The 25,519-nt window shown below is 31.9% G+C and carries 24 protein-coding genes; 16 read left to right on the top strand and 8 right to left on the bottom strand.

Annotated elements, in window-relative coordinates; all coding sequences use genetic code 11:
• Positions 1 to 3 precede the first annotated feature (3 nt).
• The 4 genes from Q0543_RS05910 to Q0543_RS05925 form a co-directional block, all read right to left on the bottom strand.
• Positions 4 to 1,200: a restriction endonuclease subunit S gene (locus Q0543_RS05910; protein ID WP_299250355.1), complete on the bottom strand. Its 1,197-nt coding sequence runs from the start codon at positions 1,198 to 1,200 to the stop codon at positions 4 to 6.
• Positions 1,201 to 2,961, bottom strand: a complete 1,761-nt coding sequence (locus tag Q0543_RS05915; protein WP_299250357.1) for a hypothetical protein — start codon at positions 2,959 to 2,961, stop codon at positions 1,201 to 1,203. It lies immediately after the preceding gene.
• Positions 2,962 to 3,149: 188 nt separating this feature from the next.
• Positions 3,150 to 4,580: an ATP-binding protein gene (locus Q0543_RS05920; protein WP_299250359.1), complete on the bottom strand. Its 1,431-nt coding sequence runs from the start codon at positions 4,578 to 4,580 to the stop codon at positions 3,150 to 3,152.
• Positions 4,581 to 4,686: 106 nt separating this feature from the next.
• Complete coding sequence (locus Q0543_RS05925; protein ID WP_299250361.1) at positions 4,687 to 6,294, bottom strand: class I SAM-dependent DNA methyltransferase; 1,608 nt, start codon at positions 6,292 to 6,294, stop codon at positions 4,687 to 4,689.
• 280 nt (positions 6,295 to 6,574) lie between these two features.
• On the opposite strand from Q0543_RS05925, the gene Q0543_RS05930 reads away from it, so the two are divergent.
• Positions 6,575 to 6,862 carry a hypothetical protein gene (locus Q0543_RS05930; protein WP_299250362.1) on the top strand — a complete coding sequence of 96 codons (288 nt, stop codon included), beginning with the start codon at positions 6,575 to 6,577 and terminating at the stop codon, positions 6,860 to 6,862.
• 590 nt (positions 6,863 to 7,452) lie between these two features.
• Here Q0543_RS05930 and Q0543_RS05935 read toward each other — a convergent pair.
• Entirely contained in the window at positions 7,453 to 9,312 is a 1,860-nt protein-coding gene (locus Q0543_RS05935; RefSeq protein ID WP_299250363.1) for an ATP-binding protein, read from the bottom strand.
• Between the two features lie 359 nt (positions 9,313 to 9,671).
• Here Q0543_RS05935 and Q0543_RS05940 point away from each other — a divergent pair, with 359 nt between their 5' ends.
• From Q0543_RS05940 to Q0543_RS05980, 9 genes are all read left to right on the top strand, one after another.
• Entirely contained in the window at positions 9,672 to 10,919 is a 1,248-nt protein-coding gene (locus Q0543_RS05940) for a site-specific integrase (protein ID WP_299250364.1), read from the top strand.
• The gene (locus tag Q0543_RS05945) at positions 10,831 to 12,126 is read left to right on the top strand and encodes a hypothetical protein (RefSeq protein ID WP_299250366.1); all 1,296 of its coding nucleotides are present in this window, start codon (positions 10,831 to 10,833) and stop codon (positions 12,124 to 12,126) included. The genes Q0543_RS05940 and Q0543_RS05945 overlap by 89 nt, the downstream gene beginning before the upstream one ends.
• Before the next feature lie 64 nt (positions 12,127 to 12,190).
• The gene (locus Q0543_RS05950) at positions 12,191 to 12,532 is read left to right on the top strand and encodes a helix-turn-helix domain-containing protein (protein ID WP_299250368.1); all 342 of its coding nucleotides are present in this window, start codon (positions 12,191 to 12,193) and stop codon (positions 12,530 to 12,532) included.
• A 108-nt stretch (positions 12,533 to 12,640) separates the two neighbouring features.
• Positions 12,641 to 13,852: a primase-helicase family protein gene (locus Q0543_RS05955; protein WP_299250370.1), complete on the top strand. Its 1,212-nt coding sequence runs from the start codon at positions 12,641 to 12,643 to the stop codon at positions 13,850 to 13,852.
• 254 nt (positions 13,853 to 14,106) lie between these two features.
• A complete protein-coding gene (locus Q0543_RS05960; protein WP_299250372.1) occupies positions 14,107 to 14,334 on the top strand; it encodes a hypothetical protein in 228 nt (75 codons plus the stop codon).
• A 13-nt stretch (positions 14,335 to 14,347) separates the two neighbouring features.
• On the top strand, positions 14,348 to 15,115 hold the full coding sequence (locus tag Q0543_RS05965) for a ParA family protein (protein WP_299250374.1): 768 nt from the start codon (positions 14,348 to 14,350) through the stop codon (positions 15,113 to 15,115).
• 509 nt (positions 15,116 to 15,624) lie between these two features.
• Positions 15,625 to 16,041 carry a hypothetical protein gene (locus tag Q0543_RS05970; RefSeq protein ID WP_299250376.1) on the top strand — a complete coding sequence of 139 codons (417 nt, stop codon included), beginning with the start codon at positions 15,625 to 15,627 and terminating at the stop codon, positions 16,039 to 16,041.
• 185 nt (positions 16,042 to 16,226) lie between these two features.
• Entirely contained in the window at positions 16,227 to 16,712 is a 486-nt protein-coding gene (locus Q0543_RS05975) for a BfmA/BtgA family mobilization protein (protein WP_299250378.1), read from the top strand.
• Positions 16,712 to 17,443, top strand: coding sequence for a DUF5712 family protein (locus Q0543_RS05980; protein ID WP_299250380.1), 732 nt, complete (start codon positions 16,712 to 16,714; stop codon positions 17,441 to 17,443). The genes Q0543_RS05975 and Q0543_RS05980 overlap by 1 nt, the downstream gene beginning before the upstream one ends.
• Before the next feature lie 33 nt (positions 17,444 to 17,476).
• On the opposite strand, the gene Q0543_RS05985 is transcribed toward Q0543_RS05980, so the two are convergent.
• Positions 17,477 to 17,680, bottom strand: a complete 204-nt coding sequence (locus Q0543_RS05985) for a helix-turn-helix transcriptional regulator (RefSeq protein ID WP_299250382.1) — start codon at positions 17,678 to 17,680, stop codon at positions 17,477 to 17,479.
• Between the two features lie 134 nt (positions 17,681 to 17,814).
• Here Q0543_RS05985 and Q0543_RS05990 point away from each other — a divergent pair, with 134 nt between their 5' ends.
• From Q0543_RS05990 to Q0543_RS06015, 6 genes are all read left to right on the top strand, one after another.
• Positions 17,815 to 18,444 carry a hypothetical protein gene (locus Q0543_RS05990; protein ID WP_299250383.1) on the top strand — a complete coding sequence of 210 codons (630 nt, stop codon included), beginning with the start codon at positions 17,815 to 17,817 and terminating at the stop codon, positions 18,442 to 18,444.
• 10 nt (positions 18,445 to 18,454) lie between these two features.
• Positions 18,455 to 18,679 (top strand): hypothetical protein, encoded by a 225-nt coding sequence (locus Q0543_RS05995; RefSeq protein WP_299250384.1) that lies wholly within the window; start codon positions 18,455 to 18,457, stop codon positions 18,677 to 18,679.
• A 416-nt stretch (positions 18,680 to 19,095) separates the two neighbouring features.
• Complete coding sequence (locus tag Q0543_RS06000; protein WP_299250386.1) at positions 19,096 to 19,725, top strand: hypothetical protein; 630 nt, start codon at positions 19,096 to 19,098, stop codon at positions 19,723 to 19,725.
• Positions 19,726 to 20,072: 347 nt separating this feature from the next.
• The gene (locus Q0543_RS06005; protein ID WP_299250388.1) at positions 20,073 to 21,431 is read left to right on the top strand and encodes a hypothetical protein; all 1,359 of its coding nucleotides are present in this window, start codon (positions 20,073 to 20,075) and stop codon (positions 21,429 to 21,431) included.
• A 42-nt stretch (positions 21,432 to 21,473) separates the two neighbouring features.
• Entirely contained in the window at positions 21,474 to 21,812 is a 339-nt protein-coding gene (locus Q0543_RS06010) for a hypothetical protein (protein WP_299250390.1), read from the top strand.
• Positions 21,813 to 22,136: 324 nt separating this feature from the next.
• Entirely contained in the window at positions 22,137 to 22,697 is a 561-nt protein-coding gene (locus tag Q0543_RS06015) for a hypothetical protein (RefSeq protein ID WP_299250392.1), read from the top strand.
• A 73-nt stretch (positions 22,698 to 22,770) separates the two neighbouring features.
• Here Q0543_RS06015 and Q0543_RS06020 read toward each other — a convergent pair whose 3' ends face one another.
• Positions 22,771 to 24,459 (bottom strand): hypothetical protein, encoded by a 1,689-nt coding sequence (locus Q0543_RS06020; RefSeq protein WP_299250394.1) that lies wholly within the window; start codon positions 24,457 to 24,459, stop codon positions 22,771 to 22,773.
• Positions 24,460 to 24,479: 20 nt separating this feature from the next.
• The gene (locus tag Q0543_RS06025) at positions 24,480 to 25,178 is read right to left on the bottom strand and encodes a hypothetical protein (RefSeq protein ID WP_299250396.1); all 699 of its coding nucleotides are present in this window, start codon (positions 25,176 to 25,178) and stop codon (positions 24,480 to 24,482) included.
• Positions 25,179 to 25,519 lie beyond the last annotated feature (341 nt).

The following is a 25,519-nucleotide window of genomic DNA, read 5'->3' on the forward strand; positions in this document are numbered from 1 at the left end:
CATTCATATCAATTCTTTAACCGCTTTACGTGCTTCGTTTACGCGTATTTCTCCACTGATTAATTTAGGCAAGAGGTAGTCGCGCGTTTGTTTTAAAATCTGATTCTCTATTGTATTAGCTCTAATATTTTTAAACCATGGATCAACTTGCTCGTTAAAATTATTATGTGTTTCAATATTTATTTCAGGTAAATCATATTTTAAGAATGGCTCATTTTGAACCCGTTGTCTTCCTGAAGTTCCTACCATTGTGGAAATAGCAAATTGCCTAAAATTCATATCTCTCGATAAGCAATAAATCATATATTTAGATATACCTCTTTTAGCTCTCATTACTAAAAACTCCGTCGAACCAAAACCAATTTCATCATCTTTAAGAAAATCAACAAAAGCAGTTTTACCATTTTCAAGACATGGAGTAATACGTGCGAATAAGGTATCCCCATTTTGAAATTTTGAGCCGGAAGAAAATTCTTCAAAGTCAACATTGGATACTGATAACAAATTTGTTTCAACACTTTTCATTTCAACAAAGGGAGCTCCAATTCCTTGCTTTAAAACTAACTTAGGATTTAGTTCAATATAATCTGACAAAGTAGACTGCAATTGGCTACCATCTACAAACCAATGCTTATACAAAGCATTGGCCATTTCTTCAAGTGTCTTATTGGTTTGCAGGTTGAGTTCTATTTTGTCGTCAAGAGAAGATAGTATTTCTGCTATGGCTTCTTGTTCGTTAAGTGGCGGGAGGGTGATATTCAATTCTTCAAGCATCGATTTAGTCAAAGCCTTTCTAGTCGCTCCAGACGATGAAAGGCTTAACAACTCATTTTTAACTTGTGGTTGAAGCAAATAATACTTTAAAAATTCGGAATTCAGCTTTTCAACATTACATCTCAAAATTGCTACATGTTGATTAACTCTTGCTGGCAAAATATTGTCTGGAACTTTACAAACTCTTGCAACTGAATCGCCTGTAATATTCACTAATATATCATCCTTTTCCAATGTAACATTTTTCAATTCTAAAGCTTGAGCTTCATTTATAAAAGCTAAACCAGAAATTGAAAAAATAAAATCATGAACATTTTGGCTTCTAATTAAAGATATGCCTTCATTTATATACGCACTATCACCACCTCTAGGTGTTGACCCACTTCCAATTTTAATGGTAATCTCTTTTAGTTTATACTGTTCCATTTAATTAAGCAATTCTAAAGGGTTAGCAACATTCAACAGTTTATCAATTTTAATTTTCCCTTTTATATCTATAGATCCCAACATAATATCTTGAGAAATAAAAAAATCTTCAATAGTAAGTTTATCATCGTAATCCACATCTACTGGATTATTGACAAAATATTCTAATATAGAATTTAAAATAAATGTTAAGTAATACCTTAAATGTGATGCATGAACTGCGATGCCAGATTTAATTGCAGCATTGTGAACAATTTCGTTTCGTATTCGATATAAACGAATAATATTTTGCTTTAAATTTTCTTGATGAGTATTTAAAATAGTATTAATTTTTTCTGGATGTTGTAAAAACTGTAAATAATATTTTGCTCTGTATCGCATCAATACAGAATCAGTTTTCCCAATAATTAATTGATAGGTATCCTGCTTGGAAAGATATTCTAAATTTTTATTATATTCTACAATATATTCTTTCTCATTTAACATGTCCAATTCTTTATGAAATTGAAACATATTCCTTTTAAAATAGATTATTGAATGGCATTTAGGAAATATATCTTTTATTCTTATTAGTGTTGAACTTCCATCGATATGATTAGTAAAAATATATTCTATACCTATCCAATAATTCAATAATTTATTCTCTAATTGAGGAGATTCTGTCCCTAAACGTAAATACCGAATTGCAGATTTAATTTTCCTTTTGCTTTCTTCACTAACCTTTAATTCTGTAAGCTTATTTAATCGTTGAATAAACATATCAAAAACCTTTTTACTACTTCTGTAATAACCATCGATTTGATAATCACATGGTATAATAGTTGCTTTTTGAGGATTTTTTGAACCAATTACAACAACTTCCTTTTGCAACTTAAACTCTGCATCACTATGACCTAAATGATACACGTCAAAATCAGATGAAAGAATGTCTATTGAAATATTGACAGCCTTGTAATAATCTAAAGCTTTTTGTTTTATACTAAACAAAGCTCCAGCACCGATGCTTGCGCGTTTATCTAAATAATCAGCAACTTTTGAATTTGAAATATTTCGAATTCGTTTTCTATCCCCTGCATTTATAATAGAAATATTTGGGTTAACAATTGTTAAATCAGATATATTAAATCCCTTATTATTTTCAACACAAAAGATCAATTCAAAATCTTCCTCTTCTCGTTGAGCAAGTTTTTCCAAAATTTCATATCGAGCTAAAAAATTTTCTTCCCCAAAATAAAAAATTGAAGTTGTAAATTTATGTAAATATTGTTTTGAATAACCAAGATTTAACAATTCAATAAATAAATATTGAATAAGATCCATAAAATTATAAATTACTGAATCTTCAATCACACAATCAGGATATTGATTAATTAAATTGTCTATTTTTTCAAAAAGCACTTTTAAATAATTGTCGTTTTCACTTAAAACAATTCGACTTGCTTGTAATATTTTAACATATTCTTTGGGTGTATTTAATAAGTTCAAATAATATTTTTTATTCACTTTTTGAAAATTCAATTCATTTTCTTGTATTAAAAGACGCACTACTTCTTTTGATAAAGAAATTGCATATTCATTATTGGTCAGTTCCTTTCTTTCCATTAAACTGCATATTTCCATAAGCTCTTTTATAACAGTTTTGGGATTATTTAGTCTCAACCTAAATGTATCAATTGTATTTTTATACAATAATTCTATGCTTTTTTCAATAAAAAGTAACTGAATGTCAGTAACTGCGTATTTTATTTTTATATTATACATATTATGTGTTATATTGTATTATCAAAAACATTTAAAGTACAGAAAGGGGCTCTGGATTTTATCCTCTAATCTTTACAATTTGAAGATTAAGTTATTTTCCCAGCCCCTAAGAAATTTAAGACCTGAACAAAATTCAGGTCTTTTTTTATTTTTTAAATCTAATAAAATAATAGAACTATATATCATTCTCACTTCTTCATCTTACTTTCCAGCGTATTCTTCCCTACTGTATACGCATAAGCAGCAGCGGGCATAAATTGCAAGTGAACACCTTTATATACCTGCTTGCTTTCTTTGTCAATGGTGGTTACAAAAGCAGCGTCCAAGTCATTTTCCAAACAAAACGGAATGAGACTTTTTAACTCCTTCGGATTTTCAACATAGCGGTTGCTCCATTTTATTTCCAAGGCCCATTGTGGTTTTAATGTTTTATCATCTAAGCCCACCATATCTACTTCGCCTTTGCTCCAGCGTGCATACCAAGGCGTAAACTGTTCGCGGTGCATCCATTGGTCAAAGATTGCAGTCTCTACCATGGCACCAATCAAATCATCCGTTGCGGTAAGCGGTGCAAACAGTGCACTGCGCAACGATGGGTTTGTTAAGTACAACTTAAAATAATTGTCGCGCTGAAAACGTTTCCCACTCTGGTCAATACGCCGTACCTGCTTAATTAAAAAAGCCGCCTCTAAATAATCAATGTATTTCTTCAACGTATTTTTAGGTACACCACTGCTGGTACTTAAGGCTTCGTAGCTAAATTCGTTGGCTGTATTGTAAGCAATATAGGTAAATAAGGCATTCAATTCTTGCACATCACTGATGCCATACAAGCTGGGCAAATCGCGCAGCAATACTTTGTCTACAATATCCTGACGGATAAAGCGCCCAGGGTTAGCCTGTATCTTTTCAGAGAAAATAACTTCGGGGTAGCCGCCAAAATTTATGTAATCAATAAAATGTTTATTCAGCTGATCAATATGCGTAGAGGTATAAAAGGTGGCACTATTTCCCTGCCAGTTTATATCTATGGGTTTAATAATGGCATCCAATCCTTTCAGCGAAATGTATTCATGAAAGGTAAGCGGAGGCAATAGAAAATCGGTAAAGCGCCCGGCACCACTCTCCTGACTTTTGTATTTCAAGGCAGCCGCTGCAGAACCCGAAGCAATAAACTTGCATTGGCGATGTGTATCTACCAATGTTTTCAGATGTACTTCCCAATCTTTGCAATATTGAATTTCATCATACAAAACATACCAGCCATTGGCATCGTCTGAGCCAACAGCTTCTTTGGCATATTCAAACAATTGTTCCAAACCACGATTGATGTAGATGGGATTTTCAATGGTAATAAAAATAATTTTCTGCGGATTAACACCCTTCAATATCAGCTCTTCTACCAAATGAAAAAGCATCACCGTTTTACCTACACGGCGTGGGCCCATCAATACCAAGGCACGGCGCACGTCAGTATCCATAGCCAGTGGTTTGAACAACTCAAAATACAAGCGTCGCGACATCTGAAGATAGTCTTCTTCAATATGTCCATTTACCCACCAAGAATTTTCAAAGCGCAGACGTTCAAGCACCTGCGATTTAGAAACATTTTGCAGCATAATTTTACTTATTTCACTATAAATATACAAAATAAGATCAATTAATTGACTCTATTTTAACACATTTAGTAAAATAAGAAATAAATGGCGCGTTTTAATCCTTATTTTATAGTTTTTGGAGGTTCTTCTCGATGCGTTTCTGCAATTCGTTGCTTTTAGCAAACTGTTCTTTGAGCGTTGCTTTTAAGACCTGCATTCTGTCCTCAAACGAAACATCATCAATAGCCGCATCTTCACTACCAACAAAAATACCCGGCGTAAGTTTGAAATCTTGTTTGATTACTTCATCCAACGAAACCGATTTGCAGAACGCTTTCACATCGGCATACGTTCCTTTTACATTGCGCCATTGGTGATACACATCTGAAATACGTTCCATTTCAGCATCGGTCAATACACGCAACTTACGACTCACCATCTCGCCCATTTTACTGGCATCGATAAATAAAACTTCTTTCTTACGCTCGCGGTGTTGTTTGGTTCCTTTACGATTTTTGCTTAAAAAGAAAATACAAGCAGGTATGCCCGTTGTGATAAAAAGTTTGTCGGGCAAGCGCACAATGCAATCAATCATGCCTTCATGCAGCATGTGTTCACGCACATTACGTTCGCCTTTGTTATTGGAAGTCATAGCACCGTTTGCCATAACAATAGCAGCCGTACCGGTATTACTTAAATGACTCCATACCGTTTGAAACCACATATAATTGGCATTGCCATCGGTAACAGAAGCATCTGTAGAATTATTAATTTTAAATAAACGTGGATCGTGTTCGGGTAAATCTTCGGGGTGCCACTGACTTACATTAAAGGGAGGATTCATAATAATATAATCCGCTTTTAATTCGGGCAATTTATCTTGCAACAAGGAATCTCCTAACTCCAATTGAAAATTAAGATCACGCAAGGCAAGGTTCATTTTGGCCAAACGCAATGTACCATCATAACGCTCTTGTCCGTAAATGGAAATATCTTTTTTACTACCACCATGTGCTTGAATAAATTTCAATGATTGTACAAACATACCGCCGCTACCACAGGCCAAATCGGCGATTTGTCCTTTTAATGGTTCCAGCATATCTACCATGAGACGTACAATGCAACCGGGTGTAAAAAATTGTCCGGCACCCGCCCCTTCTGCCTGCGCAAAACGACCGATATAAAATTCATAGATGCGTCCTAAGACATCGCTCTCCGGATTTTTCTTTTCAGAAAATTTATCGTTCGAAAATAAATTGATGAGTCCGCCCAATTGGCGCGGTGTAAGCTGACTCTTTACAAAGATACGCGGTAATACACCTTTCAACTCAGGTCGATATTGCGCAACAGTTGTTTCCAACAGTTCAAACGCATCATCTACTTTTACTTTTATATCATCCTGCTCGGCATTGTCCTGAAGGTATTGCCAGGTCGCCTCTTCCGGAATGATGTAGGTGTTTTTCGCAATATATTCGTCGGGATCGTTAACGATCGCCGCAATTTCTTTTTTGTTTTTTGTATAGTAGGGAGATGCAGGCTCATTGGTCTGACTCAACAATTCATCTCTGCGAAGCTCATAGCGTTCGCTCATGTGTTTCAAAAAAATCAGCGACAATACATAGTCTTTGTATTGATTTTCAGCAACAGCACCACGCAGTTCATTGGCGACATTCCACAATTCTTTTTCAAAATCAATGTCTGCTTTTGGTTTGTTATCAAGTGCTTTTTTAGCCATAGGGATTGTGTAACAGTTCGTAATTTACCTATTAATATGGAAGGGAGCAAAGGGGATGCACTCAATTGAATCAGTAAATTTCATTTAAACAATTAATTGCACCAAGAAGAAAATTTCCTTGTGATGGAAAACAAGAAATAAATCTATTCGAACATCGTATTAACAAATACGTATCCAATTACTAATTAGAATCCACGATAGATTTTAATTGTAAGGTTACAGAATTAGGCTTTGACGGAATCTGCTTTTGATTCAATCAACAAAAAATACAGATCGATATATGGAAAAAGAGGATCAACTATTCGAATCATTAATTAAGGAAGGTTTAATTAGTACAACCTATGGTATTTTTTTAATAGCAAATAAATCTTCTACGATAGGATCTATAGCTCGCACAGCCCTTATGGCATCCTTGAAAGCAAAAGAAGATGCCTCAAAATTTGACTTACCAAGCATTGTAGTAAAACACGATGCGTTATATGAAGTAAAATTAGATGGTTCTGAAACGTTTATTAAGGCACTTCCAAAAACATTGAGTCAAAGCGCTAAAACATTCAAATTAAAATAGGCTTCCTCAATCACACATGTTTGAACAACTGCTACTAATTTCCTAAATCCTATAAATCAGCCCACCCACGCCACTCTCATCGCATTCACACCAGTCATCAACTTACCGCTTGCATAAAATGTTATACCAATCAAAGAGATCAAGGCCGTGTCTTCCGATAGACGAGCAACAGGTAATACAACAGGAAGTTTAAGTCTTACAGGCAGGTGTAAGTTTGTATGAAGCAGTGGCGAAGATACCGTGTTCGTTTACAAATACACAAAATAGCGTCATTCCATTTACTCTATTTCTCAATTTTAGTCAATTAATAAATTCAACGGATTTTTAAATCGTATTCCTTTACACGGATGTCTGATAAACCACATGCGTGAGGGATAGCAGCGGAAATCCTTTTTGCTTTTCGCAAAAGATTGGAGCGGATAGCCCGACCCGTAGGGGCACGCCCAAATAAGCAAACTGTAAAAAACAAATTCCCCAAAACACAAAACTATAATCAACGATTGTAGAATGATTTGCCCCAAAAACAAAAATCCCCTAAATTTTACCTTCAGGGGATTTTTAGATTGTCAACTATGAAATCATTACTTTTATTAAGCAACTGTTCTATACGCCTGCTGCGGGTGATTAGCCATATCTGGGAACGTGTATTCCAACATACCAGCTTCGCGCAACGGAGTAATAAAATTACGCAGCAAGTATTTTTCACTACGTCCTAATATACCAGCTAGTTCAGCAGATTTAAATTCTTTATACGTGCATAATTGCAAAACAACATCTTGTAAAACAGTTGCATCTATAATACGTACAGGGAGATTTTTAACTATTTCTTGCAAATTTAGGGGCAACTGGTGCACTAAATCCTGATTAACTGGTGCACTAAGATCGTCAACTGGTGCACTAAGATCGTCAACTGGTGCACTAAAAGTATTTATCTGATTACCTGCAAGATCTGTAGCATAAATGAACCATGATTTGCAGGAATTATTTGTAATGTAATACGTATAACGTCCTTTGCCCTTTTGTTCTATAATATCAGCATCGCGCAATACACGAAGTTCGACACTGGCTTTCATTAAATCTACGCCATTAATCTGGCGGTAAGTAGCATTGTCTATAGCCCCTGCTTCGCGCACAAAAATCAGCGCACGTTTTTGAGGATCATTCAGATCATATGATTTAAATTCTTGCAGCCATACGATATCTTCCTCATTTAAAAAATGGTGTAAAAGTAATCGTGTACTAAATTGATTGGCACCATGATCGCTTTCAAAAGTTGGCGGAACCATGGCAGCTTTTTCCATCAGCAACCGCATGGTGCGTATACCACTTCCTTTGGTTTCAGCCAAATTGGTTTCATGAAAAATAGCTGCGATAAATGGATTGCGGTTTTTAGAGCCCGGCTCACCTAATTGTTCTTCTGGCTTTAATGAAAAGCCAGGATTTTTTATTTCAATTCTATTTCCATAACGAATAATCTGAATGGGTTGATTTTCTCTATATGTTCGATGCATAAATGCATTAACGATGGCTTCACGTAATACCTTAGCAGGCAAACCGATGCTTTCGGCTTGGAGTTGCCCTTCTGGCAACAGAAACCCTTTTGGCAAATCATCGGCAATGGCACTAAACGTGCGCTGTACAAGTTCAATTAAAGGACCACGCATATCAATAGTCGTGAATCTATTTTCGGGATCAGCCACCCATTCATTACCAGGCACTCGAATATAATCTACCCGAACCATGGGTAATAACCTTCTCAACGCTTGTCTTTTACCAAAAACTAAAAGTCCAGTATAGGTAAGCATTAATTCTTGCTTATCTTTTTTAATGCAACCTAAGGATTGTAGTAACTCTTCGTCTGAATAGTTAAGTTCTTCGGCATATGGATTTACTTTTCCTCTTAAGGAACGATACAAAGAAAGTGCCTCATCACTTACGTCTTCTATAGAAGTATCTTTTACTGGAGAACTATCAAACGTATCTTCTTTATTATAAAAAATAAAAAGATCATCATCGGTACATCTTTGATCGCTAGAGCCAATCCTACGAAAAGCGCCTCTGGGCAAACCTTCATTTTTAAAATATAATGGCTTTTGTCCATCGGGCAATTCATGAATGAATATTTTCATTACAAGCTTACCTCCAGCCATTTTTTCAACTTCAATATCTGGCCTTACCGGTTGATTAAAAATACTCGATGATTGAGTAGCAATATCTAATTGTAATTTATCAGGAAATTCAATGCCAGTAACTGTATAAGCAGGAAATAACGATTGGAGTTCAAGTTCTACACCTAATAGAATATAGCCACCGCCCAAACCGGGTTCATTGGAAAAAGCACAAACCGTTTCCATAATGGAGCGATCAATAGCAGATCCTCTTTTAGCTTCGATGGTTGTGCACTCATCAGTGATATTTAACTGATCTATTAATTCTTTGGATGACTCCATTATTAATTTATATTTATTATCTATTAATGATGCAAGTGAAAAATTTTATTTTAAATATAAGATTTTAGATTATAACGTAATAAAAACAATACAAGTAACCTTGATTGACATTTAGACCTGTAACAATCAATATTTACATTAATAGTCCAAAAAAAATCCCCTAAAGATTGCTCTTCAGGGGATTTTTAGCCTGTACCTAGAGTCGGAATCCCCCATTTTTATATTAGAATATAATAGACTAATATTGTATATAACTTACTGATGTAAAGAAACTTACATAAAAGTGTAAATATTCTTACATTCTATTAGCATCTATTATCATCAAATATACAAAATTTTGCCACCATATCTGCCACCCCATGTTTAAATACAATTTCAATATCATAATTCAAAAAGAGGATAGACATGGACTTTGCCCCATTCAGCTTACAATAATCTATAATTATAAAAGAATTAGAAAGGCAATTCCCAATGTTAAATCATCAATTAATAATTGGGATGCTAAAAAGCAAAGAATAAAACATCATACGAAAAATGAGTTAGATAATTATGCTGATGAGTATAATGACGTAATCTTGGAGTACGAAAAAAAACTAATCCACTTAAAAAAAGAAATAGGAATTAAACACGTCACATTTTCAGAGGATTTACTTTTGGAAAGACTTTCATATAATAGGAAAACAAAATATGACAACTATTTCTATGACAAATATGATGAATATGTAGAAATGATTAAGCCTCCTATAAAAGCAGCTCAGACTGTTAAGGGGTTTGTGACCTGCTTCAATAAAATAAGAGAATTTGAAAAAGAAAAAGAATATATAATATCATTTGAAAACATCAATACTGAATTCTACGAAAGAATCAGATCTTATATGTTTGATGATAAAAAATATGCTTCAAACTATTTCGTAAAAGTTATTGCTACACTAAAAACATTTATGAGTTGGGCTGAAGAGAGAGGATATACAAACAATCAGAATTATAAGAAATTCAAAGCTATAGAAAAGGAAGTTGATATTATTGCATTAGATGAAGTAGAATTAAACAAACTTTTGAATTGCAAATATGATACAGCAAGACTAGAAAAGGTAAGAGATGTTTTTTGCTTTTCTTGTTATACAGGCTTGAGACTTTCAGATATTCTTTCTTTAAAAAGTGAACATATTATTAATGGGTATTTAATTAAGGATGTTGTTAAAACAAGACAAAAAATTCGCATCCCATTAACAAAACATGCTATCCAAATATTGGAGAAGTATAATGACTTAATCACAGGTCCCTTACCAATTATTTCCGGACCTAAGTATAATGAATACATAAAAGAATGCTGCAGAATTGCAGGCATAGACACTCCCACTTCGATTTCACGGCACGTAGGAAACACATGTACATCAACAATACACCCTAAATACGAATTAATTACCTCACACGTAGGTAGAAAAACTTTCACTACACTTTCTCTTGTAAAAGGGATGTCCGAAACTGCTGTCAAACTAATAACTGGTCATAAACGAGATGAACATTTCAGAAAATATATCAAATACACTGACGAAAATAAAAAAGTGGAAATGGACAAAGCTTGGAACCAAGTCGATAAAATATGATACTGTTGGTTATTTTGAGACTTTATATAGTCATGATCAATTTGTAGAACAATTCCCTAAATATATTAAAGGGAATTGGAGTGGAGCTAAGCAGTATGAATTCTCAATACAAAATTTAGATTTTGATCAATTAATTAAATTGAGAGAAGACTTATTCAGACAATATAGTTGGGTATTTCTATTAAATAAATCATTTCTTGAAATAAATTATAGAATATTTTATTTCAATGAATCTGTAGAAATAAAAATAATAAATGATTTATATAGTGATGACATCGACTTTTTAAATAATAAAAAAATAGAGCATATTGGATTATTAAAGATTAATAATGAATATCTAAATAACCTAAAATATAAATATATAAGAACCCTGTCTGATCCTCACTATCTAAATCTATTTGAAGAAAACTTTTATACGTATTCAAAAATACATGAAACTGTAATTCAAAAATTAGAAATGAGAATTTACATGTATACATTTCATTATGATCGAAATACAGGAACTTTTCCAGAGATTTACATTAATACCCCTCCAACATTTGATGAATATAAATCGGGTAAAGTAAAAAAAACAGATAAAATAGTAAACACAATAATTTCATTACCGATAACAGAGACTTCAAATAAATTCAAGGAGCTAAAATTAAACCAGTCTTTAAAGGCATTCACAAGAAGACTTTATATTTTCCCTTGTCACATTGTCAAAAATCATGAGACATTTTCAAATTTTATTGATCAAAAGATTCATGTAATTAACCAAAATGAAACAAACACTAGCCAACTAATATTAAATAAACGTTTAACTCCAGGTAAATCATTCGAAAGTATTCATATATTCTTCTCTAAAATTTCTAAACAATATAAGTCAAAGTATGAATGGCTTAACATCAAAGAATGTGACTTAGCAAACTTTATAAATTCATTATTTGACTTTGGAATTAATGAATCGGGCATTCCATCATTTAATATTGAGGTTACAGGTGCAATTTGGGCTTCTATGTGGCATGAATTAAAAACTAAAGGATATGTAAATGCAACAAATATTGAACTGTCAGATACATTATCATTTTTTTTCCAAAATTCTCGAAGCAATAAAATTAGCAAGTCTACTTTTTTAACTTATCTATCTACTGAAGAAAGAAGAAATAAAATAAGGGAAGACAACAATTACATATCAATAAGTACAGTGAAATCTTTCTTAGAGTAGGTTTTATAAGTAGGTTAACAATTAACTTACTTCAATACATGTTTATTATCTATAGAATTGCATCATGCTAAACAAACACATAGAAATCATGAGCAATTCTAAACAAACACTTGTCTTATTATCACCTGATGATATCCAAAATGCATTCATTAATGCATTAAGTCTATTCTTTAAATCGGGAACCAATTCTACTGAACCCAATATCCCTGCAGAGCCAAAACGGCTATCGCATAAAGAGGCTTCAAAAGTTTTAGGTGTATCGGAAACAACATTAACTAAATGGCGCTATGCCGGTCTAGTACCTTTCTATCAGTTGAAAGCAAGAGGTACCGTTTTTTATGAACTTGAAGAATTAAAAGAAGCTTTCAAGCAAGAGCCAAAGCTCACCAAATACTCTAGAAAATAAAAAAAGCACCGTTGACGCGGTGCTTTTACTAATTCTTTAAAACAATTCACTCCTGAATCATTTCCTAGAACAAAGATAGGGAATGATATTAAAATATCATTGTGACCTATGAAAAAAGAATGCAGCTATATGCGGGTTGGAACAGTTTATTATAAAACAATATACAAACCCAACTTGTATGGTGACAAAATTAAACTATTGGTTCGATGGGATTCAGAAACCATCAAACAAGACCACGGTAAAGACTATTTGAGTGAGGTACCAAAGTATGATGGCTTTGGCTTTTATCCTGGCCACATAGACTATAAATACGAAAACCTTGGATTCATTAATAAATATCACTCTATAAATAACAAACCAATGGAAGGCACATGCAATAAAATTACAGATTTTATCCGTCACATATTTGGCGAGCAATACGAACTAGGACTAGACTATATATCACTACTATATCTGCAACCTACAAGAAGGTTGCCTATTTTATGTTTGGTAAGTAAAAAGCGAAATACAGGTAAGTCCACATTTTTAATGTTTTTGAAAGCAATTTTCGAAAATAACATGACCATAAATACCAACGAGGATTTCAGATCAAATTTTAATGCTGACTGGTCGGATAAGTTGATTGTCGGAGTTGATGAAGCCTTACTTGACCGAAGAGAGGATTCTGAACGGATTAAAAATCTTAGTACAGCAAAGACTTATAAAACAGAAGCAAAAAATAAGGACAAGTTTGAGGAAGTCTTTATTGGCAAATTCATACTGTGCTCAAACAATGAAGACAATTTTATCATTATAGAGCCTGAAGAAACAAGGTATTGGATCCGAAAAATAGAACCATTCACGAGTGAAAATGAAAATCTATTAAATGAACTTGAAAAAGAGATCCCCCAGTTTTTATATTTTCTAACTCAAAGAACACTTGTTCCGCCTAAAGTCATCACAAGAATGTGGTTCAGCTCTGAACAAATAGCAACCGATGCTTTAAAACGGGTTAAGCGAAAGTTTTTGAATAGAGCAGAAATGGAGTTATTAGAAATTTTCAGGGATATCATGGAAGCTAAAGAACCTGCTAAATTATGTTTTACCAATACTAATGTAAAGGCACTATTAGAACGAGCAGGAATTAAGCTTTCGAGAAATGATGTCCGAAAAATTCTTGAAGAAAAATTCAGCTTAACGCAACAATCAAATTCATTAACCTATAAAGAATTCTATTATGACGGAACAGGATTTATCTATGAAAGAGATGTTGTCGGCAGATATTATTCTTTAAAAAAAGAGGATTTCGACAAGATTTATGATGAGTTGATGAATTATTGATTTAATATTTTATTTCTCAAACAATTACGGGCTCATCATTTACTCATCTTTTACTCATCAATAAAAAGAAAGATGAGCAAAAAGACTAAAACGCTCATCATTCACTACCAATGATGAGGACTTGATGAGCCTTTGATGAGCACTTAATAAATTAAATATTAAATACTTAAATACGATTTTCATCTTTCATCAAACTTTTGAGAGAATTTTCTCTACAGTATAAACAGTATATAAAAAGACGCTGGTTGAATTTTATGAATTATAAAGATTTCAATGTTATCGTATTTACTGGAGATGTAAATACAGGCAATAATGGCTTCGTTAAATACCGAAAACAAACCTCTCTGAAACGCTTTCAAGGTTATGTTGACACAAAGTATCCTTCATGGAAATTCATGACCATATATGACAGGATAACGAATGAAAAAGAAGTAATAAAGAACAATGGTATTCAACCAGCGTCTTTTCAAAAAGGATTTTAATTAAAAAAAAACTATGGCAACTATCATATCAATATTAAATCAAAAGGGTGGTGTAGGTAAAACCACGAGCTCTATGAATGTCGGCAGCTGGATGTCTATTCTTGGCTATAAAGTCCTAATCATTGATTTGGACCCGCAAGCGAATCTTACTGCAGCCTTCGGAATCAAGGATCCTGAGTATACCATTTATGGAACACTTCTAAATGAATATCCATTTAAAGCATTTGAAGTTGAAAAGAATATATCTATTGTAGCTAGTACTCCTGCCCTATCAGGTTTGGAACGTTCTCTTGCCAATGAAATTGACAAAGAATTTATACTTCAAGAAAAGTTGAAAACTATTTCAAATAATTTTGATGTAATTATTTTAGACTGCCCTCCTTCCCTGGGACTAATAACCATCAATGCACTTGTTGCGTCCAATTCGGTTTACACACCTTTAGAAGCTCAGTTATTTTCTACCGATGGCTTGAATAAGGTTTTTGAAATGATTCATAAAATCAAAAATCGATTAAATCCTTCATTACAATTAAAGGGGATTTTCTTCACTCGATACGACAAACGAAAAATTTTGAAACGAGATATTATGGAATCCATTTCAGAAGAGTATCCAGATTTGATTCTTCATTCAAATATTCGAGAAAATATTTCTTTAAGCGAAGCTCCGCATGTAGGCAAAGATATTTTCCGATACGACCATGATGCAATTGGTTGTGTAGACTATTCTAAATTAACTGAAGAGATTCTGCGAAGAGAAAATCTAACTCAGTATTTAAATTAGTATTACTCGGTAACACTAGTAATATAGTTAATACTGGTAACATTGGTAATATTAGTAACATTAGTAATATTAGTAACATTAGTAATATTAGTAACATTAGTAACATCAGTAATACTAGTAACATCAGTAATACTAGTAACATCAGTAATATTGATTAAGATTTATCCAATGTTACTACAACTACAAAACTCCTACAAATATGCTACAAATATAAATTTCGATTTGGAACTACTACAATTTTACTACAAAACTGCTACAAATTTCAAATTCAATTTTAAACAACTACAATTTTGCTACAAAATAACTACAAATCGAAAACGTGAATACTTAGATTTTACTTGAATTTTACTAAATGTTTTATTGAGTAAAATAACGATTTAACTAATTACTTAAATATTACTTCGACTTTACTCAATGCTAGATCAAAATCATTAGTAAGATATTAGTAACAAATTAGTATGATTTTGGGAGTTGTTTTTAAGTTAAAATCAGATTAGTACGATTTTAGTATGATTTTAGTACAAGTTGAAATATTTCAATTAAACTATAATACTATGGGCAAATCATTCAAAACCATCATCAAACCTGAGTCACAGAAGGACATCTTAGATTTAACAATCGAAGAAAAGGAACATAATATTACTAGTGTAACTAGTATTACTCCTCCCAAAAGCCCTAAAAACGAAGATTCTACTAAAGATTTAAGACAAACTATTTTAATAAGTCCGTCAAATTTTGAACGACTAAAAAATTACGTTCATACCAGGCGAATAAATGGTGAATATGATTACTCTCAAAAGAATGCATTTAAAGATGCTCTTGAATTACTCTTTAAAGATATAGCAATAATTGAACGGCCACAAAGCGTAATCCAAAAAGAATTGCACCGTTCAGACGTACTTAGATCGTCACTTAAAAAAAACTAATTTGTCCTTTTCGGACAAGCAAGTCGGAACGGGGCAGAGCCACCGTTCTGACTTGCCCTGCGGGGCTAGGATACTGAAAATCAGTATCCCTTCATACACTATTCTAGTGTATGAATATATTTTGAATATACTATTCAAAATAACTCATTCATAATCATTACTTATAAATATATAATCAATATACTATGGCAAGCTTACATATAGAAAAAGAATTTGACGATATGTTAAATGAATTAAAAACAATTCATGAGATGGACAAAAAAAAAATTGTTCAATTATGCATTCGATATATATATAAGAATAAAATCAATCCCGAAAATATAAAACCCAATGACTCTGCCGCTGAATTGAAAGCATTAAGAAATTCTCTTGTTGGTTTTATTAAAACTCAGGAGAAAGAAAAGCTAGACCCCATTTTACAAAAGCTTGATTATGTAATTGAGAAATTAAATAAGCCAGTATCACCTATGGTCAATACTACAAGCCAACCTTCAGATCAATATTTAAAACTACTTGATATTCATAAAAACATGAGTGAGCAATACAAAAAATTAGTAGAGCATAATAACAATTCATTACCCATTTTTTCAAAACACATTAAAGAGAACACTGAAAGTCTAAGACAATTGAATGAAACCGTTCAAAACAAGCTATCTAAAAAACTACTTTAATGAACCTTAAATTTACAGCAAGTGAAAAAAAGATTGGAAACAAAGAATCTGTTAGAACCCTAGTCAACTATCTTGAAAAGGAGAATAAGGACAAAAGTATTGGAGACCGCGAATATTTCTTTGACCATGAGAATAATACTGTATTCCCAATAGATGTTATCAATCGGATAGATAACAACAAAAAAAAACTAGGCGCAAATGATGCTAAGTTTTATATGTTGATTTTAAGTCCGTCTGAAAAGGAAAATGAATTCTTGGGAAATGACCCAGATAAGCTTAAAACATATACGCGTGAATTTATGAATGCCTATGCAGCAAATTTCAATAAAGGACTTCAAGGAAGCGATTTGGTTTATTATGCCAAAGTGGAGTGGAATCGATATGATGAAAAGAAAAAAGATATTAAAGATGGCAATAATCTACATGTACATATCATAGTCAGCAGAAGGGACAAGAACCAATATTACAAATTAAGCCCGATGACAAACCACCAAAATACAAAATCAGGCCCGGTTAAAGGTGGATTTTGCCGTAAGGATTTAATGATTGAAAGCGAGAAGCTATTTGACAAATCCTTTAATTATAATAGAACTCTAGAAGAAAGTTGGGATTACCAATTTGCTAAAAAACATCATAAGCTGGATGTAAAGCCTAAAATAGTGGAAAAAATCAACCCTAAAAATAAGGAAATTAAGCCTAAAAAAGGAAATGATAAAGGTCCGGAGATTTAATCCCTCCTATTGACCTTAAAATCCTTTGAAAAACTATTCGATTGTAATTTCTAACGAATGACAGATTTTTTGTAGTGAATATACCGTAATCTCCTTTTTACCATTTTCAATCTTTGAAAGTGCATGCTTATCAAAATCGCCCCTAAGTCCAAGTTCAGATAAACTAATATCCTTTTCTTTCCTAATTTTTCTAAGCTGAGCACCAAGCTTTAGCGTAAATGTATCTTTGTCGATCATTTTCATTGTTTTAATAATTGGCAATGAAAATTTTTCTCGACTAAAAAAGGTTGTACGAACATACAACCTAATGGATTTTTTATTTAAATTGAGGCTTTAAATCAACCGCCATTATACAATTCATTTTAAAGATTATGTACAATTTTAAGAGTTACGTTAAAGTTCTTTTAGGAACTATTATTTTAAATTCTAACCTATCCTTTGCTCAAACAGGAAATGCTTTGCTGGATGCAGCGCAAGGAACCCAGACAACAACTCCAACCAATACAACTGGATCTAAGACTACTTTTACACCTCAATATTTGAAAAATGACTCCTTAATGAATTTTGAGAAGGTTGGAGCTAAAATGGAATCAAAAGCCATTGGAATGGGATACGGAGGTGTTAACTCTTATTTTACTATTTTTGATAGTCCAAAATCATCTGTTCATTTTCATCATGATTCTATTCCAAAATTTATTATTACAGTAGATCCAGGAACGGATGTATTTGAAATGGTTTTGATTGTAAAAGCAGATGTGGTCAAAAATAAAACCTACAGACGATTTGTAAAATCTGGTATTTCAATGGCTGGTTCAAAAGATATGAGTTCGCACCAAGTAATACCAGAATTAAAATTGATTGGCACCGACAAATACCAAATTATACTTCCTAAGCTGGAAGCAGGGGAATATGCTTTTATGCCAATCTATAAAGGTTCGCAAGCCACTAGTATAACTACTCCTTCTGGTAATTATCGAATCTATTGTTTTGGTATAAATTAAAAAATTTGTAATGGAAACGGATAATCAAAAATATGTATTGATTGAAAATGCAATCAATTCGTGTATAGAAAAATTAAAGACTATAGAACCTATACTTGGCGAACTAACGTACGAAGGAGAAAGTCCATTTAAAAAGGGTGCGATGAAACGAGATCTGGAGTATCTATTAACTGATCTGAATAAATACATTGATAAAATACATAACCGAGATAATAATAAGATCCCTAAATTTTAGTATCCAATACCAAAATAAATTCAACCAGTGTATTTTTAAAAATTGAAGGGTGCAAAGGAATAGAGTAAGTGAGTCCAATTTGATTGTTTTATTTTTATTCCTTTAAATTGTAAATACCCATACTATTTTTTATTTTTAATTATCAAACTTTCAACCATATGCTAGCTAGTTTTTACATTTACACTTATAAAACATTTTTTGTAGAAGGGTTTCTACAAATTGAATTAGATGATCTTTTTAAAAATTTCCCATTAATAAAGAAAAAAGATTATATAGAAGCACTATTTGAGTACCCGTGTATTCTAGTTAATCAGGAGCCATTAATGAGAAAAGAAGATGTTGAATCAGCAGTTTTTCATTGCATGAAACAGCTGAAGTAAATAGAATTAAAATTCATCTTTAATTGTTGGTTTATTATGGAATATAAAGCTGAAGGTTATATAGTTGTGATTTCACCAATTGTCCCAAGGATGGGACTAAGTGTTTTAAGAAAGCATTGGGATATGCTGAAACGACCAATTATGATTTCTAGAAACGGTTTAACAATTTTTGTCTGGCTAGATGGAAGAGAAGTTGCGTTAACTAAATCGCAAAAGGATACTAACAGTACTGATATTGAAATTGAAAAATTATCCTACAGTACCAGTAATCTAAATCCAATATTAAATTCTTCAGAAAAACTGACACTAACCCTACCCAAAATTGCTGAAGGTATAACAATGGATCAGTTTGGGAATCTATTTTCCTTTACCTATTCGGACCTGAACGATTTTGAAATAACTCATATTGCTTGTGGTTACCAATCTCCTCTTTTTAAGTATGATGGTGAAAACTTCGTTAAAGAAAATGTTTTACGAAGGATCCCTCCTATTTTGATTGAGGGTAGAAAGTATATTTATTTTAAGGATTTACCAGAAATCCAGCAAAGAGAATTCTCAGTAAATTGCCCAAATAGAGTAAGTGAAAAAATATCATTTGACGACTACGGCAGTTGGCATTATTACTGGTATGAGCAAAATAAGAGATCTTTGTTTGAACGGGTTTAAAGAACAATAATCTCCAGAAACATATTTCTTAAGATTATATTCAAATTTTACTAGGATTAATCGACAATCATGGTCTTATGTTAAAAGATATAGGGAAATTTTATTCTCAATATTTTATAAAACCCTAACTAATAACGAATTTATAAATACTTAATCTATATATAAAATTGATTAAATCTTATCGTTAATATTATATGGATGAACAAAATAGTATTGCTTATACCATATTAAATATAAAAATAATCACTTGCCCCTTGTTAAAAAAAAATATTTTTAAATTCGGTTATATTATTTTCTACTTTCCAAATTAACTGTTACATTCATAAAGAACAAACTCATTTTTATCTATGAAAAATTTCATTTTACTACTCGTAACTTTTAGCTTTTTAAATGAGTCATACTCTCAAACTCCAATCATACTTAACTTTGATAAGACTAATAACAAATTAAACTTATCTAATGCTAACGCTGATGAGTTAATTCGTAATAGAAAAAAAAATCATACAGAATATATTTTTAAAATCACAAATATCAATACCGCTTATCATATAATAAATATCAATCCTAAAGCTGTTAATAGATCAAATGATATTCCAGATATTCTTAAAGCAATTATGCCTGGTATTACAGGAAATGAAGAATTAATTCCTAGTCCGAATAGAGGGTTTATGAAAGGCCTAACAGGAGGCTCAACCATAGAGGATCAAATTAATGCGATCTTTGAAAGTGCTAATGAGAGCTACAAAAAACTTTCGATGACCTTAACAGAGTCAAAGGCCTTAATAAATTATGTTAATTCTAATTGGGATGATGTAACTATTTGTAAAGTTAAAGGTCACGAAGCCTTAGAAAAGCTATGTGGACATTATGGTGTTACATATTTATATAATAATCCAGAAAAAAATATTGAGCAGTTGAAAGATTCTATAAATGCTTCATCATCTAACTTTATAAGTCGATATGAAGTATTTTCTCAAATAATTTCTAAAATACCCACTAACATTGCATTAACAAAAGAATTTTTAGATAATTCTACTAAGTTTTCAATAGAATACACAAATGTGAAAGCTAACAAGGAAGTTTTTATTAAATGCATAGCTTATATAAAAACGGTTATAAATGCAAACGACTATGTCGAAACAAAGCCATTTAAAGTCACTAGCGATTATGTCACACTTACGACTACAATGATTAAAAATACACCTTTAAGTACTGATGCCTCCCAAGACACTATATTAAAAAGTAACCAATTTTTCTATGCAAGTCATGATTGGGATTTTAGTTTTTCTACGGGATTCTTCTACAATACTTTATATAATAGAGATTACTATTTAACAAACGATAGTATCAGACAAATAAAGCAAGAGAACGGATTAAAATTTGATATTGCAATTGGTGCTTTAGGTCATATATCTTATAGGTTTACTAGTAGAGCTAAAGCTGGATTTTGCTTAGGTGTTGCACTTTCACCATTGGACAGTAAAACAAGGTATCTATTAGGTTGTAGTTATATAAGAGGTAGAAAAAATCAACTAGCCATATCGGCAGGAATAGCTACGAGTAAAGTAAAAACATTGTCTCAAACTGTGTCGGATAATGGTAAAGATCCTCGAGATACTTTACCAACAGGTATTTCTTCTGTACCAACTTATGATAAATGGCAACTAGGGTTTTTCTTTGGACTTACTTATAATCTTTTTAAATAATCAATATTATTCTAACACTCATACTTTAATCTTTAAATTGTTATGGATCCAAGTTTAGTAACCCCTGGTAAATGGAGCAATATCACATTAATTTTTAATGACACTCGAATTGAGAATTTCTCTGTTATTTGGGGCCTTTATACTCACTCTGCAGACGATATACCAAAGTGGTGCATTGCGAGCAGATGGAATGGTTGGAGTACTTCAAGAGGTTATCCTGGGCAAGCTAATTATCCATTATGGTTTTGTGAACCATCATATCTTAGTATACCTATCTTAAATGGTTTGATAGAACATTGTGAAGCAAATCTAGATGAGTTAAGAGAATGGCTTAACCCTTTGAGGGAAACTATTGATAAGTTCAACGCATTACCATTATAAGAAATGAATAATTCGATAACAATAGATAACTAAAATTAAGAACGGGATAATCTATGGATAATTTTATAGGACATATAGTCAGAATATAGATATGTCTGAAAATCAAGTTATATCTTTAAAGGTTAAGAATAGAATTACAATATTGATTTAACATAAAAACTGATACTTTAAACCAAGTATAAAATTAAATAAATATAAAATCTTATTAAATTTCACTACATGCAGATTCATGATTCACTTAAGACTATTCTAACTCTAACAACAAAATTGAAAATTTTTTATAAGCAGTTCGCATATCTCAAGAGCAATTTAGTTGAGCTTGATATGATTAATATTTCTGAGAATGAAAATGTAGTGTCTTTAAGAAAATCATTAATTGCAACAACTACAGAATTAATATTTTTAAACAGTGAATCAATTTTGGAAGAATTTAATAAGGTATTGACACCTGGAGTATTTCCAGAATATAATGACAAAATCATTTTATTAAAGCGAGAATCTAAACCTGCAATTGATAGGTTTAATAAATGGTCAGAAAGAAGATTATTTAGAAATTCACTTGTTGCCCATAATCTGAGACTAAATGATAAAACTTCACTTTTTGAAAGAAAAGAAAAGCTTAAAATTAACGCTCCCAATTTTGATAATGACTTTGTCATTATCTATTATTTACATGTCTATTTATGTATGTGTATTGGAAAACATTTTCCAACACATGTTAAAGAATTGAATAGAGACACAATAATTGATATGATAGAATTTACAGGACAATGGACAAGTTTACATGATGAGTTGCCAATTATTGAAGGATGGTTTAGAAGTTTTAACTTTCATTATGAAGAGCTTTCAAATCATGTTGAATTCTTAAATACAAAAAAATCATAAAACACTTGAATACATTTAATTTATAGGTTCGTTTGCTAGTAAACAGTTAAGGGATTTTATATTATCATTTAAATTATTTCTTGTAAAACACTTTTATTTTCCCAATTTGAACTTCTACATCCTCAACTTTAGGTAATTCGTCAATCCTAACTCTTGCTTCTGGGCTAAAGGACTTAATTTTCACAAACATTTCTCTAATTGGATCGTCGAAATCAGTTTTAATTCTAACTTGCGCCTCAATCATTTGATACCAAGAACTCCACGCAACAGTTTCATCAGCAATTTCCATTCCAGTAAAATTCATTTGATTTCTTGATATAACAAAGCAACAAATTTCTTTTATTTCTTGATTTTCTTTTAACTGTTTATTGATTTGAAGAGAATTGAAAATTGTTTTACTTGAATTATTCGTTGCCCAGTATTTCATCTTTTTAACCCACTCATTCGCTTTCGGGAATAAATTACTCATCCTACTATACCTTTCAGTCATATCCTGAGTATATGGGTCTTGCCATTTAAGTTGAAATATTCCTAATGTTCCTGTTTTACTATCAAATAATACTGCATCAATGTCTGTTTTAATCCCATTATATGAAATATTTATTTCTCTAGGAATTTTGATGATTCTTTCATCAGGAAAGAATCCAAATAGTTCTTTCCTGAATCGATCTTCTCTGCGATTTACAGCTTTATCGTAATCACTTCGATATTTTCTTTTTAGTTCTCTATTTAATAGATCAAAAGGATTACTAAGGCAGCCGGCAATAGAACGAATAGTAATATTCTCCGATACTTGAAAATACATTGGAGGAGAAGTTGAAGGATATTCTAAATAGTAATTGAAATTTTCTTTAGAAAGTGTTAAACAAGAAATAATTTGTTCAATTTCTTGATCGCTTACTCCAAGATAATTTGAAAAAGCACTTATCGTCTTGTCTTTAAAATGAGTATAAGATAATATATTAAGTAAATTGATATTGGGATTCATTTTAACTAGTTCTAAACATGCTTCCATATGCATAATCCCTACACCAGTTACTAGTTCAATAATATCAACATATTTCCAATATTCAATTCCCCCAAATCTGTCAGTTGTATCGAAATTGTCATAACCTTGTAAACGCAGAATATGATAGTGCCCCTGTTGATTATAATACTCATCAATTTCTGAAGTAGTGTTATAGCTGATCATTTTACCATCAGGGCTTTTAATAATTTTTCTTAACTCATACCTAATTTTATTTTCATCAAATGATTTAGATTTTTTCTTTTCGTTTATTAAGCGTTCAACAATTTCTTTTTTAAAAAAATCTATACTCATTTTATCGAACTGCTCAACTCCTGTTGTTTCGTGTGTGTATGAAAATGTAAACTCATTTTCTTTGGGTGAACTTATTGAAATAAGTCCTGCTTTTTCATAAGAAAGTAGCTTTTTGCAAAATTCTATTTTACCACTAAACTGAATATTAGAATCTGTCCAAGAAATCATTTCATCTGTCATTAGAGGAAATGGTTGGTGTACATTCAGATTAATATCTGTATAATACTGCTTTAAAATAGGAGCCCAACCATAATTATAAAATTCACGAAAATTATCAATTTCTTGTTCAGACCAACCATCCTGTTTCCAAAATAGGGGTAAAATAAAATCAATTCTTCTGACTATATTTTGTATTGCCCAATAACTTGCTCCGCCAAAATTATTTTCAAGAATCTTAGCTTCTTCGTCTATTTTTTGTTTTAAAAGTTCGCTTGGTTTCATTTTTGATAATTGCAGATAACTCAAATAATATTATTCCACTTGACTTCAACAGCAAGATACTCCCATATTATGATTCTTACAGTTGTACCAGAATTGAAATTCATCATATAATGGTAATTATTCGGTTGAACTGTTATCCATGGAGAGTTCACTAACCTTGCTTCAGTAACAGAGATTAAAGCTCGACTCCCTACTTCGGGAAACTTGTCCATTTCTAATGGAGCAAAAAAAGAATTTTCCTCTTCAATTGTCAGCATATGTAATGGTTTCATCCAAATGCTACTTGGGTCTTCTATGATTGGCTGACTATTCTCAAATTTAGTATGACCTTTAGCCAATTTTACAAGTACATTATTTACCCTATTTTCTTCTATTTTAAAAAATATGTTTCCATTACTTTCATTTTTAGCAAGGTCAAGTCTAGCTTTGAGTTTAGGTTGCCTAATCAAAATGTCTTTTATTCTTTTTCTATTAAGTTTTTCGATATCACTTGTCCCACAAATGACACACTCAATAAGACAAGCAAAATACTGCTCATCCAACGAAAACCCATTATTACATTCTAAACAAGAGCGAACCATATGTAAATGGTCAGGAAATGGCCTATCAAGTAATATTTTTGAAGGAACATGATCGTTTGTATCTGGCTCTCTTATTCCACAATACAAACAAAACTCGTCAAGACGATTATCGCTATGTGGCATTTCTCTGTATTTCATTAAAGTAAATTAAGATAATAAGAGTGAAACTGAATCCCATTCAGTTTCTCAATCATCGTATTAAATTGATTTTTAGTTTTTCAACGACCATCATCAAAGTAATCACTGCTAAAATTAGCAATATGACATTCATGATGATGACAGCTCTTAATTGATATCTGTCAGCTCTTTTTTTTGCAGAATCTTAAAAATTATAATACCAAAATTAAAAACCTTTCATTACAAAGCATTAAAAAGAATTTTTCCATTCTTAAACATAGAGATATCTATGTTTTTTACCAATGACAAAGGGTCAGGTAAAAAAGCTGGGGAGTAACTGATAAAATATTAACTTTACAGGT

It is taken from the genome of uncultured Cytophaga sp., assembly GCF_937863595.1.
In the GTDB taxonomy this organism is placed as follows: Bacteria; Bacteroidota; Bacteroidia; order Cytophagales; family Cytophagaceae; genus Cytophaga.